Below are 15150 nucleotides of genomic sequence, written 5' to 3'. Positions count from 1 at the left end.
TTATTTGTACAAGTTTGTTAGTGGATTTTTTGTAACTGCATCTTCAAGATGTTCTGGTGCAAAATGAGAGTAAATCATCGTCATTTTTATATCGGCGTGACCCAGAATATCTCGAAGTACCAGTATGTTTCCGCCGTTCATCATAAAGTGACTGGCAAATGTATGGCGAAGCACATGTGTGCATTGGCCTTCAGGTAAGTCGATACCGGCCCGCTTTACTGCTCGCTCAAAAGCTTTTCTGCATGGCGTGAATAGCTTTCCCCTGTTTTTGGGGAGTTCGTCATACAGCTTCTGAGATATCGGTACAGTTCGGTTTTTCTTGCCTTTGGTTTTGGTATAGGTGATTCGATATTTTGATAACTGATGACCTTGAAGGTTTTCGGCTTCACTCCACCGCGCGCCGGTAGCCAGGCATACCTTTGCGATCATCAATAGACTAGGACTTTGAGAATCAGCGCAGGCATCAAGCAGGCGTTTAATTTCGTCCGAGGCCAAGAACGCCAACTCACCTTCTGCGATTTTGAATGTTGGTAGCCCGGCGAGCGGGTTAGGCGCTGACCAGTGACCCAGCTTTTTCAAGGTGCCAAAAACGGATGATAAGTTACGCTGTTCCAGGTTTACCGTGCGGGGCTTTACTGGCGACATTAGCGTGCCGTCTTCGTGACGTATCTCACCTTTTAATCGTGCTTCACGATATTTAGTAAAATCACCGGCGGTTAACTCAGAGGCCACGGGATCGCCTAGACCATGGCAGATAATTTGTAGTTTCGCCATTAGGCGCTTGGGATCTGTGAGCGTCTGGCCATAAAGTGAATGCCACTGCTCAATCAATTCTGACAAATGTCGCCGATCTTCCTTTTCACCCAGCCACGGTTTTTTGTTCACTTCATCCATGGTGAAGTTTTCGAATACTATAGCCTCGCCCTTCGTCGAAAATTGCTTGCGCACGCGCTTGCCGTCACGCCCGTTCGGGTAACATTCGCACAACCATTTTCCGTTCGGCTGCTTTCTAATCGTCATGGTTAGATGCTCTTAATGACTTTTACTGCGCGGCCAACTACCTCTACATCATCTACAGCGCCCTCAAAGGATGCTTCATCCTGATGAACCACAATTTTATTGCCAGGAATACGGGCAATCTTAACGAAGCTTTTAACGCCGTCAATGTCTACCAGCCAATAACCGTTGCTGATTTGTTTCACAGACGTATCCACAACGAAACTATCACTAGCTGTTTTTACAAAAAGAGAGTTGGAAGATTCACTATCCAGCAGTCTGCTATCGAGAAGGATTTCATCACACGGCTGCAGCTCGCCGTTCTTCAGCTCAGCATGTTTGATACTGGGAGCAACGATTTTAGAAAGTGGTCTTACCGTGAGGGGGGAGTAGTTTTTGAGATTCTTTTCTTCGTTCTCACTTGCATACATATCCCCCTGGCCGGTAGCCAGCCATAGAAGGGAAATTCCTGTTTCTAGGGCGCATTGAATTACCCACTCAGCGGGAAAGCTATCTCTTAAGTATCTGTTAGCCATGGTGCTTTTAGATACTTCCAAATGTTCGCAGAGCTGCTGACGTGAGCTGAAATTGTAGGCCTTAATAAGCCTGTTGATCGCATCACGGCCACCACTGTCATTCCCTGCCTTGATTAAACTCATAATCAAACCCTTGATGCATATAAAAAGTGACCATAATATCCGCTCATGGTTTGAAAAGCAAAACCAAACCACATAAAACGAGATGAAACGAAAACAAACTAAGAGATACTGCACTATGAGCACAGATATTTCAATTCGAGTACCAAAAGAGATGGCTACACCTGCAGAGTTCGCGGAATGGGAAGGCATTTCTCGCGGCTCTGTTTATCAAAAAATCCATCATGGCCAATTGGCTAAATACATGGTCAAAAAGGAGAAAAATAAGGGACGCGTATGTCTTCGTTACTTGTGACCTGCTCCCTGTTGATTAATACACACCGATGTTAGTAATGTCTTCATAAGCCACATGAGGACATCCCCATGAAGAAGCGTTTTTCCGACGAACAGATCATCAGTATCCTCCGCGAGGCTGAAGCCGGGGTTTCTGCCCGTGAGCTCTGCCGTAAGCACGCCATTTCCGACGCCACCTTTTACACCTGGCGCAAGAAGTATGGCGGTATGGAGGTGCCCGAGGTTAAGCGCCTAAAGTCGCTTGAGGAAGAGAACGCCAGGCTCAAGAAGCTGCTTGCCGAAGCCATGCTGGATAAGGAGGCGCTTCAGGTGGCTCTGGGGCGAAAGTGCTGACGACAGGCCAGAGCGGGAAGCCGTGGTGTTGATGTGTGATGCGACCGGTCTGTCGCAACGTCGTGCCTGCCGACTTACAGGTTTGTCCCTGTCGACCTGCCGTTATGATGCTCAGCGTCCGGCTGCTGATGCACATTTATCAGGGCGTATTACTGAGCTGGCGCTTGAACGCAGACGTTTTGGTTATCGGCGTATCTGGCAGTTGCTGCGTAGGGAGGGCCTTCACGTCAATCACAAGCGGGTATACCGTATTTACCACCTTAATGGACTGAGCGTAAAACGCAGACGACGCCGTAAAGGGCTGGCGATCGAACGGTTTCCGCTTCTGCGCCCGGATGCACCGAACCTTACATGGTCGATGGATTTCGTTATGGACGCACTGGCCAACGGTCGCAGGATCAAGTGCCTGACCTGTGTGGATGATTTCACGAAGGAGTGTCTGACGATCACCGCTGCTTTCGGTATTTCAGGCGTTCAGGTCACGCGTATTCTGGACAGCATCGCGTTGTTTCGGGGGTATCCGACGACAATAAGAACCGATCAGGGCCCGGAATTTACCTGCCGCGCGCTCGATCAATGGGCCTTTGAGCATAGTGTGGAACTACGGCTTATCCAGCCAGGTAAGCCAACGCAGAACGGATTTATTGAGAGTTTTAACGGACGCTTTCGCGATGAGTGTCTGAATGAACACTGGTTCAGCGATATTCTTCATGCCCGGAAAACGATTAATGACTGGCGGCAGGATTATAACGAGTGCCGTCCCCATTCATCGCTGGATTACCAGACACCAGCTGAATTCGCAACGGACTGGCGAAACAGGAAATATGAAGAAAAACCAACCGACATTACTAACTGAAGGTTGTATCTAATCCTGGGGGCAGGTCAGTCTTCATTGATGTTGGAGTCGAAAGGTTATGATAAACATGCTTTTGATGATACATTTCTGCCTTTAGTAGTCGTTTTATATCTATAAATCAACTATTTCAATAGCTTATGAATGATTGCTTTATGGTATTGAAGTCGCTCGATGTCTTAGCCATTCTTAGCTAAAATAGGAGGCGTTAACGGAGAGGAAGTTATGTCTAAAATTTATGCAATTGACCTTTTTTGCGGTGCGGGTGGTTTGACCCATGGACTAATACAAGCTGGGATAAATGTAATTGCTGGTATTGATTTAGATCCGGATTGCCAGTGGGCCTATGAGCATAACAATAAGACTAAATACATAAATTCGGACATTAGCGATGTGACCGGACAGGATCTGATGCGTTTGTGGCCCTCAGATGGTCTAAGGTTGCTTGCTGGTTGTGCTCCATGCCAACCATTCTCGAGCTATCGCAAGGGTAAAATTGAGTCTGAGGACGGTAAGTGGAAGCTTTTAGGTGAGTTTGGTCGTTTGGTTAAAGAGTGCGATCCTGATCTGATAACTATGGAAAATGTTCCAAGGTTACAAAAGCATAAGATTTTCACTGAGTTTGTAAAAGACCTTAAGACCAGTGGGTATAAAGTTTGGCATGGTATTGTAGATTGCCAACAATACGGTGTTCCTCAGAAAAGACAGCGATTAGTTTTACTTGCTTCAAAGATTAACGACGTTGCGTTAATCCCTCCAACTCATTCAGAAGACAATTACGTGACAGTTAAAGATGTCATTTCGCATTTGCCAGAGATAAAACCAGGTCAGTCTGATGCTAAAGACCCCCTGCATGTGGCTCAAGGTATGAGTCCATTGAACTTAGAAAGGATACGCCAATCAAAACCCGGTGGAACATGGAGGGATTGGGATCCAGAGTTGGTGGCAGCGTGCCATAAAAAAAGTAGCGGTAAAACCTATACTAGTGTTTACGGACGTATGAAATGGGACGAGCCAGCTCCTACAATGACCACACTTTGTTTCGGATTTGGTAATGGTAGATTTGGTCACCCACAGCAGGATAGGGCTATCTCTTTACGTGAGGCTGCAATCCTTCAAAGCTTTCCGGGCAACTATGTTTTTTCTGAACCTGGCGAAAAGATCACATTTGCTACTGTGGGCCGCTTGATCGGAAATGCAGTTCCGGTAAAACTAGGGGAGGTAGTTGGGAAGTCACTTATTAATAGTCTATGAGGGGAAGCAGGGCTGATGGCGGAGCACAGTGAAGTTTTACCGCAGGGTGAATTATCTACGCATACCTATGAGATGCAGGTAAGTTTGAGCGTCTTAGGGCATCTGGGTATCAACCTCTATAGTAATGTGGCTGCAGTGATTACTGAAACTGTTGCTAATGCTTGGGATGCTGATGCTTCCGAGGTTCATATAAAACTTACACCTGACGAGATCACTATATCAGATAATGGTTTTGGAATGACCATTAATGATATGAATTCAAAATACCTAACTGTTGGTTACCAAAAAAGAAATAATAAAGACCAACTTTTAACTCCCAAGGGGCGTTTGCCCATGGGAAGGAAAGGTATAGGTAAATTATCATTATTTTCGATTGCAAAGACAGTAATCGTTGAATCTATTAAAGATGGCGAGCAACACGGCTTAATTATGGAAGTGCCCGCAATTGAACATGCTATTAATAGTGGCGCAGGTAGATATTACCCGGAGCCGCTTGATGCATCTCAGGTTACTGTTAGCCAAGGCACTCTTGTAACTTTACGAGATTTAAATCGTTCCCGAATACCTGCAACTGCATCAGCGCTGCGTAAAAAATTAGCCAGACGATTCTCAATTATTGGTAGCAACGATTTTAAAGTTTATGTAGATGGGGTTGAGGTTACTGCAAAAGAGCGTGAAGATTTAAAGCATGTTCAGTTTGTGTGGGATCTTAATTCTGGAATAGATTTTTTAAAGGAATGTCCAGGGCTAATTACAGTAACTGATATATCCTCTGCCTTGGTAGAGAGTCCGCGTTTCGATCCAAAATGGAACATCAAAGGATGGATTGGAAGTATTAAACAACCTAGTCAATTAAATACCCCAGAAGGGAATCTTAACAGCATAGTTGTTTTGTCTAGGGGAAGACTGTTCCAAGAAAATATTTTGGATGATATCAATGATGGCGGTATATATACAAAATATCTAACTGGTCAGCTTGAGGCGGATTTTTTAGATACAGATGAAGATGAAGATATTGCAACAAGCGATAGACAACGTGTTGTTGAGGATGATCCTAGATATCAATACCTTAAATCATTAGTTAAAATTGCATTGCGAAAAGTTGCTGGTCAATGGAGCGCTTTACGTGAAATGCAAGGTGCTAAGGAAGCAAAAGAGTCAAACCCTGTTCTTGTGGAATGGATTAGCTCATTAAAGCCAGCTTCACAAGGATATGCGGAAAAAATGATTGCTCAGATTGAGTCTTTACCTCTAGAAGATAAGCCTCAAGAGAAAAAGGAGTTATTCAAGCACGCTATCTTTGCGTTTGAGCGTTTACGAATAAAAGAAATGTCACGGGAATTAGCCGAGGCAGTTATATTTAATGCTGAAAAACTGTTGCCGCTTCTAGAAAAACAAGATGATCTAGAGGCTACGCTATATTATGAAATTGCAAAAAGTCGAGTGGATGTTATTCAAAGCTTCAAGGGGCTGGTTGATAACGATGAAAAGGAAAAGGTTTTACAACGTTATCTTTTTGAGCACCTTTGGTTATTAGACCCTTCTTGGGAAAGAATTGATGGTTCCCAAATTATGGAGTCTAGAGTTAACCAAGAGTGGGATAAAATTGATGCTGGGCTTACTGATGATGAGCGAAAAGGACGTATTGATATAAAATATCGTTCATCGGCAGGTAAGCATATTATCATTGAGCTTAAAAGAGCAAGTGTATTGACTTCTGTTGCAACGTTGGTAGCCCAAGGAAATAAATACAGACAAGCTGTGATTAAATGCGCTAAAACTATGGAACCATCATCAACGCCATCAATAGACGTCATTTTTGTTTTGGGTCGTGAACCTTCAGATTATTCTTTCGACCCTTCATACACTAACCTTCAGTTACAGTCTGTTAATGGCAGAGTTGTTTACTATGACGGTTTAATCAACAGTGCTCAAAATTCGTATCGGGAATACACCGAGAAGCAAGCCACCGTTGCTCGGATTGCTGAGATTGTAAAAAAGTTAGACGATTAAATTTTAAGCATCTGCTGAATGCATGACTATGCTGCATGAAAATGAATGGTCGTTAGAGGATCGTTTATGTCCAAGCCCGCCAGTTCTGGCGGGTTTTCGCCTATATCATGCAGGTGCATGAAAACCACTACGTAAAGCGGGCAGGCGTGGCGGGGCTACGAGCGCGCGCTTGTGAGGTAAATGTTGAAATCTATCCCAGGTACAGCAGGCAGAAGGGGATTGATAGTGAGATGATTGACCTTTATCAGACATTCTAAATTCTTCTATTTCTGCCTCATTCACACGGATGTCATCCTGTGGTTGACGCCTTTTGAAATGCATTGTATTAAAACTAATTACATTTGGTTTTAGTAAGAACTACAACCTAAACAAAGGACTAAGTATGAAAACTACCTACAGCTATGATTTTCAATACATTCCAAAGGGACATCAGAGGCCAATTGATGATGGAGATATCGTAAGCAGCCATTCAGACCATAATCCCTTGCTGATGCTTCCTAACGTGGGAGATTATGTGGCCATTGCAAATCGTGGTGGCCGAGAGGAGTTTAACGGTAAAGTCAAATCAAGACTGTTTAATTACGTGAGGATTAGCGACACTCATGTACACTGCAGCATCAATATTGTTGTCGAAGAAGTTGATGACGAAGGCGTTTGGGATACTTTGATAAAAGAATAAAAAAGTGCCTGCTAATGCAGGCACTTTTTTTATGTTTCTACGGGTTCTAAAGTATAGGTATCAAAGCGGATCAATTCTTCTCCTAGCCATTCGTTTAACTCCTGCATTCGCTTCTGCAGCGGCATCAATTCGTTGCGGACAAAGACTCGGCTTGCTTTCTCCACATCACCAAATCCCCAGTATTCGTTGGAATAATCCCCATCAACTGCGGCGGCACGCAGTGAGCAGCCAGCATGTCATCACGGCTCACATTCTTGATGTTAAGAAATTCATCTTTCGCAGCGACTTCTGACAGCGGGATGATCTGAATGCCGTCCTTCTTGCCGTTCGGGCTGTACATAAACAGGTTGCGGAAGTTGCCTGGCCCTTTCGATTTTTTAAGTGCTTCGCGTATGTTGTCCACGTCTTTCTGATCTGCTGCGGGGTCGCTCATGTACATGATGAAACCAGCATGGCTACCGTTTAGGTAATACTTACGGCGAAATAGCGTGGCCGATTCATTCAGCAGTGCGGAAGGAATGGCAGAGAGGTATTCCGGCATTTCGTATAGCTCCTGGTTAACGTCAGGTTCCATTAGATGAAACACGCTTCCCTCATCGAACTGATAGGGCTGTGAGTTGTGACCATACTGTGCAAACCAGTAGGTGTCCTGGTCAATGCCGCGGCGAGTGTATTTGGCAAGCGAGGCGCGCAGCTCCAAGATCTGGCCTAACCGGTTCAAGCGTTTTTCAAGATACGCGTTACCAAATACCAGAAAGTCCTGGGCGAACCGGGAAAAGGCTTGTTTAGACAGCCAGCGGTGAGGGATGAAGGTACTGGTAAGAATATTGCGTTTTACCTGAATGGCGCTGGAGTGATGTACGGCGGCGCGGTAAGTTCGCGCTAGGCCATCCATGCTGATCGGTGGTTCGTACTAGCGGTCCACCTGTACGCACTCCAGGTAATCAAATAATTCCCGGCGGTCCATAACGGGGATCGGATCGCCAAACGTAAACGCCTCCGCATGTGCATTGCTGACCATGGAAACATTTGTTAGGCATATCATTAAGCCTAATGTGATTTCTTCTGCGCCCCCACATCCGGGAAAAGATGGGCAAGGGCACATGATTTTTTAAAAAGAACCCGCTTTCAAAGCGGGTTCTTTTGTCGCCAGTCCAAAAGCTTGTCGCAATTTTGCCACCATTGGAATAGAAAAAGGGGCTACGTTTTCACGTAACCCCTTGTTTTATTTGGTGGAGCTGGCGGGAGTTGAACCCGCGTCCGAAATTACTACACCGTCGGCACTACATGCTTAGTCCAATCTTTACATTCGCCGGCCAGCTGCGGATGGACACGCTACTGACAGACTAGCCTGATTGAGTTTAACGCTTCGGCCCCAGGCAGGACGTCCACGCGATCTCTTTTGGGTTTGACCTCTCTTGATCCCCGTCCTAAGAGCGGAGGCTAGGGAGAGAGGGCTCTAAGCAGGGTATTAAGCTGCTAAAGCGTAGTTTTCGTCGTTTGCGACTATTTTTTTGCGGCTTTTTACGAGGCCAACCGCCCCTCGGCATGCTCCTAGGGCTTCGCAAATCCCGTCGAATCCAGAATCAGCCCCAAGTAACTTTGTGCAGTATACCAGAAGTTTACCTCGATAAGCCAGCGGCTTAACGATTGGCGTGCTTCATGATACGGGCTTTCGCCGTCTGCCATTCGCGATCTTTGATGTCATCGCGTTTGTCGTGCTCTTTCTTGCCTTTGGCTACGCCGATCTTGATCTTGCTCCAGGCATTTTTCCAATACAGAGACAAGGCCACCACGGTGTAACCTTCGCGGTTGACGCGGCCGAGCAGGGTGTCCAGCTCGCGCCGGTTCAGCAGCAGTTTACGGGTACGCGTTGGATCGCACACCACATGCGACGAAGCCACGTTGAGCGGGGTGATGGTGGCGCCAAACAGGTAGGCTTCACCGTCACGGAACGTCACGTAGCTGTCGCTGAGGTTGGCTTTGCCTGCACGCAGCGATTTAACTTCCCACCCTTGCAGCGACAGGCCCGCCTCGAACTCTTCTTCAATGAAGTATTCGAAACGCGCGCGCTTGTTTTGGGCAATGGTGGCGGAACCGGGTTTGTGTGCTTTTTTCTTTGTCATAGTGCGTTCATTATACTGGATGCTTCAGCGAAAGAAATCCTTTCCCGTTCAGCACCTGCGCAATTTTTCGCATTTTTGGTGCCCTCATCCCGTAGCAGATTTTTTGTTTGCCGCCAGATAAATGGTATTATCTGTACGTTTTATGTCTTACAGGAAATGATATGCCCCAGATCAGTCGGTCTGCATTAGTGCCGTTCAGCGCCGAGCAGATGTATCAGTTGGTTAACGATGTTCATTCTTACCCCGATTTTCTGCCAGGCTGCACCGGCAGCCGGGTGCTTAACGCTACCTCCAACGAGATGACCGCCGCGGTGGACGTCGCCAAGGCCGGTATCAGCAAGACCTTCACCACCCGCAATACGCTGCTGGATAACCAGAGCATCAATATGCAGCTGGTTGATGGCCCGTTCCGCAAGCTGATGGGCGGCTGGCAGTTCACGCCGCTGAGCGAAGAGGCCTGCAAGGTGGAGCTGCACCTGGACTTCGAGTTCACCAACAAACTGATTGAGCTGGCGTTCGGCAAGGTGTTCAAAGAGCTGGCGGGCAGCATGGTGCAGGCATTCACCCAGCGGGCGAAAGAGGTCTACAGTGTCTGACATCCAGGTCGAGGTGGTGTACGCCTTGCCGGAGCGGCAGTACCTGCGCAAGGTGAAGCTGGCCGAGGGCAGCAGCGTCGAGCAGGCGATCCAGGCTTCGGGCCTGCTGGAGCTGCGCCAGGATATCGATCTCAAGAGCAACAAAATCGGCATCTACAGCCGCCCGGCCAAGCTGGGCGATACGCTGAACGACGGCGACCGGGTGGAGATCTACCGGCCCTTGATAGCCGATCCGAAAGAGCTGCGCCGGCAACGGGCAGAAAAGGCAAAAAAATAAGGCGCTATAAGCGCCTTATTTTTTTATCTGAAGCTGATTTTTCTTCCGCGTTGCAGCCTGCGACTGTCATGAGGAACATCATGCCCCCTCATGGGCCGGAAGAGCGGGCGGCACCGATTACTTGGTCAGCGCCGGTTTGTTCTGGATATCGGTCAACACGCCTGCGCTGTCGAAGGTCAGCGTCAGCGTTTGCTGGGTGATATCTTCATGGCCAGGCTGCTGACGGAACACATAGAACCACGTCTGAGTCCCGAACGGGTCTTGCAGCATTGGGGTGCCCAATGTGTAAGCGACCTGTTGTTGGGTCATCCCTTTCTGGATTTTCGCCACGTCGGTCGACGTCAGGTAGTTCCCCTGGTTGATGTCAGGACGATAAACCACCTTTTCAAAAGTAGAACAGCCTGCAGTCAGCATCACAAGAACTACAGCGGCGGCAGTCAGCGTTTTACAGCGCATAGTAATCACATTCCTTTAGGGCATAGGATGCCGATGATAATAGACCTTGCGGCAGTTGGAAACCTTTATACCCTTCATCTTTCACGTTGCGACGCATTGGCTTTCCTTTAGCACCTCAAGCGCTTGGCCTTTTTCAGGCTGTTGAGATGGCTTCGGATCACCGCCGCGCCGCACTTTAGATATTTCTCGGGCCAACAGCGTCACTGTCAGACCGCAGGAAAGTGAAAAAGTTGAGCTTTTTTATGCGGCCAGCAGTTCTTTGGCGTTGGCCAGCGTATTGCGGGTGACTTCGCTGCCGCCGAGCAGGCGCGCCAGCTCCTGCAGCCGGGCGCGTTTATCCAGCGGCGCCATCTGGGTTTCGGTAACCGTGCCGTCGGTCTGCTTGCTGACGAACAGGTGCTGATGCCCGCATCCGGCCACCTGCGGCAGGTGGGTGACGCACATCACCTGGGTGGATTCGCCGAGCTGGCGCAGCAGGCGGCCGACGATGGCGGCGGTTGGGCCGCTGATGCCCACGTCCACCTCATCGAAGATCAGCGCCGGGGTTTCCATCTTGCGGGCGGTGATCACCTGAATGGCCAGCGCGATGCGCGACAGCTCGCCGCCGGAGGCGACTTTCGCCAGCGGCTGCAGCGGCTGCCCCGGGTTGGTGGAGACGCAGAACTCGGTGCGGCTGGCCCCTTCGGCGCTCAGATGCTGCGGTTCGAAGCGCACGTCGATGTTGAATTTGCCGTGCGGCATGGAGAGCGCCTGCATGCTGTCGGTAATGAGCGTGGTCAGCTCGGCGGCGTAGTGCAGGCGTTTCTGGTGCAGCTCTTCCGCCAGCGCCAGCGCCTGCTGGTGATGCAGGGTAACCGCCTCGTTCAGGTGTTCATGATCGCTTTCCTGCTGCGACAGCAGCTGCTGTTCATCCAGCAACTGCTGATGCAGCTGCGGCAGCTCCTCCGGCGCGACCTGGTGTTTGCGCGCCAGGCTGATTTGGCGCGACAGGCGTTGTTCCAGCTCGTGCAGGCGGTTGGGATCGAGATCCATGCGATCGGCGTAATGGCGCAGCTCGTCGCTGGCTTCGCTGATCTGGATAGAGGCCTCTTCCAGCATGTCCAGCAGGCCGCTGAGCTTATCGTCCAACCCGGCCAGCTCAAGCAGCAGGTGTTTGGCGCTGTAAAGCTGGCTGAGCATGTTGTTCTCGTCGCTGTCGGCCAGCAGCTGCAGCGTCTGCTGGCTGAGGGTCAGCAGCTGACCGCTGTTGGCCAGGCGCTTGTACTCGGCGTCGGTCTGCTCGAACTCGCCGGCCTGCGGCGCGAATTCATTCAGCTCTTTCAATTGGTATTGCAGCAGCTGCTTGCGCGCTTCGCGCTCGATGGACTGCTGTTGATGGTGCGCCAGCTCGCGGCAGCTCTGATGCCAGCGTTGGTAGGCCTGGCTCATCGCCGCCAGCAGGGCGGGTTCGTCGGCGTAGGCGTCGAGCAGCGCTTTTTGGTGCTCCGGCTTGAGCAGCAGCTGATGGGCGTGTTGACCGTGGATTTGAATCAGGCGTTGCCCTAGCTCGCGCAGCTGCGACAGCGGCACGGCGGTGCCGTTGATAAAGCCGCGCGAACGGCCGTCGGCGTTGATCACCCGCCGCAGCAGGCATTCGTTGCTGTCGTCCAGCTGGTTCTGCTCCAGCCATTCGCGCGCGGACGGGGTGTCCGCCAGCGAGAAGCGGGCGCAGATGTCGGCGCGGGCGGCTCCCAGGCGCACCACGTTGCCGTCGGCGCGGTTGCCGAGGCACAGCCCCAGCGCATCGATAGCGATGGATTTGCCGGCGCCGGTTTCACCGGTGATCGCCGTCATGCCCGGTTGAAAATCGATTTCCAACTCACGAACGATAGCAAAGTTGCTGATGGTTAATTGCGCCAGCATGGGAACCTTCCTGTGTATAAACACATAACTGTAGTTTCATACAGTATAAACTGGTTTTATATACAGTAAAGTGGCCGACGCAGATTTTAGAACAATTTTTTCGACCAGCCCAACTTGGTGCTTAACGTGTTGAAATAGCTGTAGTCCTTCGGGTGAATCAGGTTCAGATGGAAGTTGCTGCGGCGGATCAGCACTTCTTCGCCTTCCTGGATCGGCAGCGCGATCTGGCTGTCGCAGCTGATCTCCAGATCGCTGCCGATCTGCGAAAACTTCAGGCGGATGGTGCTGTCGCCGTTGATCACCAGCGGCCGGGCGGAGAGGGTGTGCGGGAACATCGGCACCAGCGCGATCGCCTCCAGCGACGGGGTGAGGATCGGCCCGCCGGCGGAGAGCGAGTAGGCGGTGGAACCGGTCGGGGTGGCGATGATCAGGCCGTCGGAGCGCTGTGAGAAGGCGAAGCGATCGTCGATGTACACCTCGAATTCGATCATGTGCGCCACTTTGCCGGGGTGCAGCACCACCTCGTTGATGGCGGTGCTGATGCGGCACTGCTGGTGCTCTTTATGCACGATGGTTTCCAACAGGAAACGCTGTTCGTCGATGTACTCGCCTTCCAGTACGTCCGCCAGCTGCTGCAGAGCGTTGTCGGGATCGAGATCGGTAAGGAAGCCGAGGTTGCCGCGGTTGACTCCGATCACCTTGATGTCGTAGCGCGCCAGCACGCGCGCGGCGCCGAGCATGTTGCCGTCGCCGCCGACCACCACCGCCAGGTCGGCCCGCTGGCCGATATCCGCCAGGCTGCCGGTCACGGCGTCTTTCAGCCCCAAATCATGGGCGATTTGGCGTTCTACCATCACCGAATAGCCGCGGGCGACCAGCCAGTGGAACAGCATCTCGTGGGTTGCCAGCGCTGAAGGGTGACGCGGGTGGCCAACAATGCCAATACAGGCGAATTTTTTATTCATTTGCTGTGATTTTCCTCACCGGGACCCGTTTATGCCCCACATTGTGACCGGTTGACTTGAAACCCCGGTTTTGATCCCCATAATAAGCCAAGTTGCGAGATTAATGCTAAAACGCGGAGATATTCATGAGTAGTAAAGAACAGAAGACGCCAAACGAGCAAGTCTCGGAAGAAATGGAACAACACGCTCATCACGAGGATACGCTGCCGGAAGCGGCGGAAGGCGTCGATCTGCGCGATGCGCGTATCGCCGAACTGGAAGCCCAACTGGCGGAAGCTCAGCAGCAAGAGCGCGACAGCCTGCTGCGCGCCAAAGCGGAAGCGGAAAACATCCGTCGCCGCGCCGAACTGGACGTTGAGAAAGCGCACAAGTTCGCCCTGGAGAAATTCTCTGGCGATCTGCTGCCGGTGATCGACAACCTGGAGCGCGCGCTGGATCTGGCGGATAAAAACAATCCGGAACTGGCCGCGATGATTGAAGGCATCGAGCTGACGCTGAAATCGCTGCTGGACGTGGTGCGCAAGTATGGCATCGAAATCGTCGGCGACGTCAACGTGCCGTTCAACCCGGAAGTGCATCAGGCGATGAGCATGATGGAATCCGCCGATCACCAGCCGAACCACGTGATGATGGTGATGCAGAAAGGCTATACGCTGAACGGCCGCCTGCTGCGCCCGGCGATGGTCGCGGTCTCCAAGGCCAAGGCGTAATCGCCCCGGCAACGGCATAAAGAAAGGCACCCGAGGGTGCCTTTTTTGTCTCTGGACTACGCCTGCGGCAGGCGCGGCATCCAGTCGATCGGCGTGAGCCCTTGCTGCTCCAGCAGCTGATTGGCCTGCGAGAAGTGGCGGCAGCCGAGGAAACCGCGGTGGGCGGAAAGCGGCGATGGGTGTGGCGCTTTCAGCACATGGTGGCGGTTGCGGTCGATAAAGTTGCCTTTCTTCTGCGCGTGCGAGCCCCACAGCAGGAACACCACACCTTCGCGGTTCTCGTTCAGGGCGGCAATCACCTTATCGGTAAAGGTTTCCCAGCCCAGGTTGGCGTGCGAGTGCGCGCGGCCGCCTTCCACCGTCAGCACGGTGTTGAGCAGCAGCACCCCCTGTTCGGCCCAGCTTTGCAGGTAGCCGTGATCCGGGCGTTCGAAACCGGGAATGTCGGTCGCCAGCTCTTTATACATGTTCACCAGCGATGGCGGCGCCGGCACGCCGGGGCGCACCGAGAAAGAGAGACCGTGCGCCTGATTGGGCCCGTGATACGGATCCTGGCCGAGGATGACGACTTTAACGTCCGCCAGCTCGGTAAAGCGGAACGCGTTGAACACGTCTTTCTGCGGTGGATAAATGGTCTTACCGGCCTGGCGCTCAGCGGCAACAAAGGCGAGCGTTTCAACAAAATAGGGCTGCTCTTTCTCTTTGCCGATCACGTCATGCCAGGTGAGGGAGGTGGCCATAAACGCTCTCCTTTGTTTTCTTTAGCAATTCATGGTCTATAGCTTACCGTGTCGGCCCGCGCAGCGAAACCCGCTTTTCATTTCTCGCCGCCGTTTGCAATGCAATTATTTTTGAAAATTTACAAAAATAATTGTTTTTTAGCGCGACGGGAAAATTGATATAAAACATAAATTTGCCCCTTCACGCCCTGTGCCTACCCGGTAAAAATTGACTTTAATCAAAGAACTGGCCCGGTCAGGCTGGTATACAGAACAACAAGACAACAATGGTTTTACCAAATGGCCGAAACCAGAATTGGG

The 15150-nt window shown here is 50.8% G+C and carries 15 protein-coding genes, 1 other RNA gene and 2 pseudogenes; 9 read left to right on the top strand and 9 right to left on the bottom strand.

Features of this window, described 5'->3' with window-relative positions; all coding sequences use genetic code 11:
* Together ACJ8OK_RS16475 and ACJ8OK_RS16470 are read right to left on the bottom strand one after the other, a co-directional pair.
* A complete protein-coding gene (locus ACJ8OK_RS16475) occupies positions 1-1020 on the bottom strand; it encodes a site-specific integrase (protein WP_442530697.1) in 1020 nt (339 codons plus the stop codon).
* Positions 1021-1022: 2 nt separating this feature from the next.
* A complete protein-coding gene (locus tag ACJ8OK_RS16470) occupies positions 1023-1655 on the bottom strand; it encodes a phage repressor protein CI (protein WP_442530696.1) in 633 nt (210 codons plus the stop codon).
* Between the two features lie 115 nt (positions 1656-1770).
* On the opposite strand from ACJ8OK_RS16470, the gene ACJ8OK_RS16465 reads away from it, so the two are divergent.
* The 5 genes from ACJ8OK_RS16465 (at position 1771) to ACJ8OK_RS16445 (ending at position 7078) form a co-directional block, all read left to right on the top strand.
* Positions 1771-1947 carry a hypothetical protein gene (locus tag ACJ8OK_RS16465; protein WP_442530695.1) on the top strand — a complete coding sequence of 59 codons (177 nt, stop codon included), beginning with the start codon at positions 1771-1773 and terminating at the stop codon, positions 1945-1947.
* A gap of 68 nt (positions 1948-2015) precedes the next feature.
* A protein-coding gene (locus ACJ8OK_RS16460; protein WP_442530694.1) for an IS3 family transposase occupies positions 2016-3135 on the top strand; the annotation gives its coding sequence in 2 pieces (ribosomal slippage) (positions 2016-2275 and positions 2274-3135; 1122 coding nt in all).
* A 222-nt stretch (positions 3136-3357) separates the two neighbouring features.
* Positions 3358-4386, top strand: a complete 1029-nt coding sequence (locus ACJ8OK_RS16455) for a DNA cytosine methyltransferase (protein ID WP_442530693.1) — start codon at positions 3358-3360, stop codon at positions 4384-4386.
* 15 nt (positions 4387-4401) lie between these two features.
* A complete protein-coding gene (locus ACJ8OK_RS16450) occupies positions 4402-6399 on the top strand; it encodes a BbrUII/HgiDII family restriction enzyme (protein ID WP_442530692.1) in 1998 nt (665 codons plus the stop codon).
* A 382-nt stretch (positions 6400-6781) separates the two neighbouring features.
* Positions 6782-7078: a hypothetical protein gene (locus ACJ8OK_RS16445; protein ID WP_442530691.1), complete on the top strand. Its 297-nt coding sequence runs from the start codon at positions 6782-6784 to the stop codon at positions 7076-7078.
* A 29-nt stretch (positions 7079-7107) separates the two neighbouring features.
* Here the strand turns inward: ACJ8OK_RS16445 and ACJ8OK_RS16440 are convergent.
* Positions 7108-7973: pseudogene (locus ACJ8OK_RS16440) on the bottom strand (phage portal protein).
* A 118-nt stretch (positions 7974-8091) separates the two neighbouring features.
* Here ACJ8OK_RS16440 and ACJ8OK_RS16435 point away from each other — a divergent pair.
* Positions 8092-8193 (top strand): annotated as a pseudogene (locus ACJ8OK_RS16435) (levansucrase regulator); the annotation flags it as partial.
* Positions 8194-8308: 115 nt separating this feature from the next.
* Here the strand turns inward: ACJ8OK_RS16435 and ssrA are convergent.
* Together ssrA and smpB are read right to left on the bottom strand one after the other, a co-directional pair.
* Positions 8309-8672: a transfer-messenger RNA gene (gene ssrA, locus ACJ8OK_RS16430) on the bottom strand.
* A gap of 49 nt (positions 8673-8721) precedes the next feature.
* Complete coding sequence (smpB, locus tag ACJ8OK_RS16425; RefSeq protein ID WP_004929094.1) at positions 8722-9204, bottom strand: SsrA-binding protein SmpB; 483 nt, start codon at positions 9202-9204, stop codon at positions 8722-8724.
* Positions 9205-9365: 161 nt separating this feature from the next.
* Here smpB and ACJ8OK_RS16420 point away from each other — a divergent pair, with 161 nt between their 5' ends.
* Positions 9366-9800, top strand: a complete 435-nt coding sequence (locus tag ACJ8OK_RS16420; protein ID WP_004929096.1) for a type II toxin-antitoxin system RatA family toxin — start codon at positions 9366-9368, stop codon at positions 9798-9800.
* Positions 9793-10077, top strand: coding sequence for an RnfH family protein (locus ACJ8OK_RS16415; protein ID WP_004929098.1), 285 nt, complete (start codon positions 9793-9795; stop codon positions 10075-10077). Before ACJ8OK_RS16420 ends, ACJ8OK_RS16415 begins: the two co-directional genes overlap by 8 nt.
* A 117-nt stretch (positions 10078-10194) precedes the next feature.
* On the opposite strand, the gene bamE is transcribed toward ACJ8OK_RS16415, so the two are convergent.
* The 3 genes from bamE to nadK all read right to left on the bottom strand — a co-directional run bounded on the left by bamE (position 10195) and on the right by nadK (position 13400).
* Positions 10195-10533: an outer membrane protein assembly factor BamE gene (gene bamE, locus ACJ8OK_RS16410; protein ID WP_004929101.1), complete on the bottom strand. Its 339-nt coding sequence runs from the start codon at positions 10531-10533 to the stop codon at positions 10195-10197.
* Between the two features lie 240 nt (positions 10534-10773).
* Entirely contained in the window at positions 10774-12435 is a 1662-nt protein-coding gene (recN, locus tag ACJ8OK_RS16405; protein ID WP_004929104.1) for a DNA repair protein RecN, read from the bottom strand.
* Positions 12436-12521: 86 nt separating this feature from the next.
* Positions 12522-13400 carry an NAD(+) kinase gene (gene nadK / locus ACJ8OK_RS16400; protein WP_004929107.1) on the bottom strand — a complete coding sequence of 293 codons (879 nt, stop codon included), beginning with the start codon at positions 13398-13400 and terminating at the stop codon, positions 12522-12524.
* Between the two features lie 125 nt (positions 13401-13525).
* On the opposite strand from nadK, the gene grpE reads away from it, so the two are divergent.
* Positions 13526-14110, top strand: a complete 585-nt coding sequence (gene grpE / locus ACJ8OK_RS16395) for a nucleotide exchange factor GrpE (RefSeq protein ID WP_016929801.1) — start codon at positions 13526-13528, stop codon at positions 14108-14110.
* Between the two features lie 56 nt (positions 14111-14166).
* On the opposite strand, the gene ung is transcribed toward grpE, so the two are convergent.
* Positions 14167-14850: a uracil-DNA glycosylase gene (ung, locus tag ACJ8OK_RS16390; protein WP_004929112.1), complete on the bottom strand. Its 684-nt coding sequence runs from the start codon at positions 14848-14850 to the stop codon at positions 14167-14169.
* Between the last annotated feature and the right edge of the window lie 300 nt (positions 14851-15150).

It is taken from the genome of Serratia sp. CY71090 (assembly GCF_052166845.1).
GTDB lineage: Bacteria > Pseudomonadota > Gammaproteobacteria > Enterobacterales > Enterobacteriaceae > Serratia > Serratia nematodiphila.
Note: the sequence above shows the minus strand (reverse complement) of the source record. Positions and strands in the feature narration are given on the sequence as shown.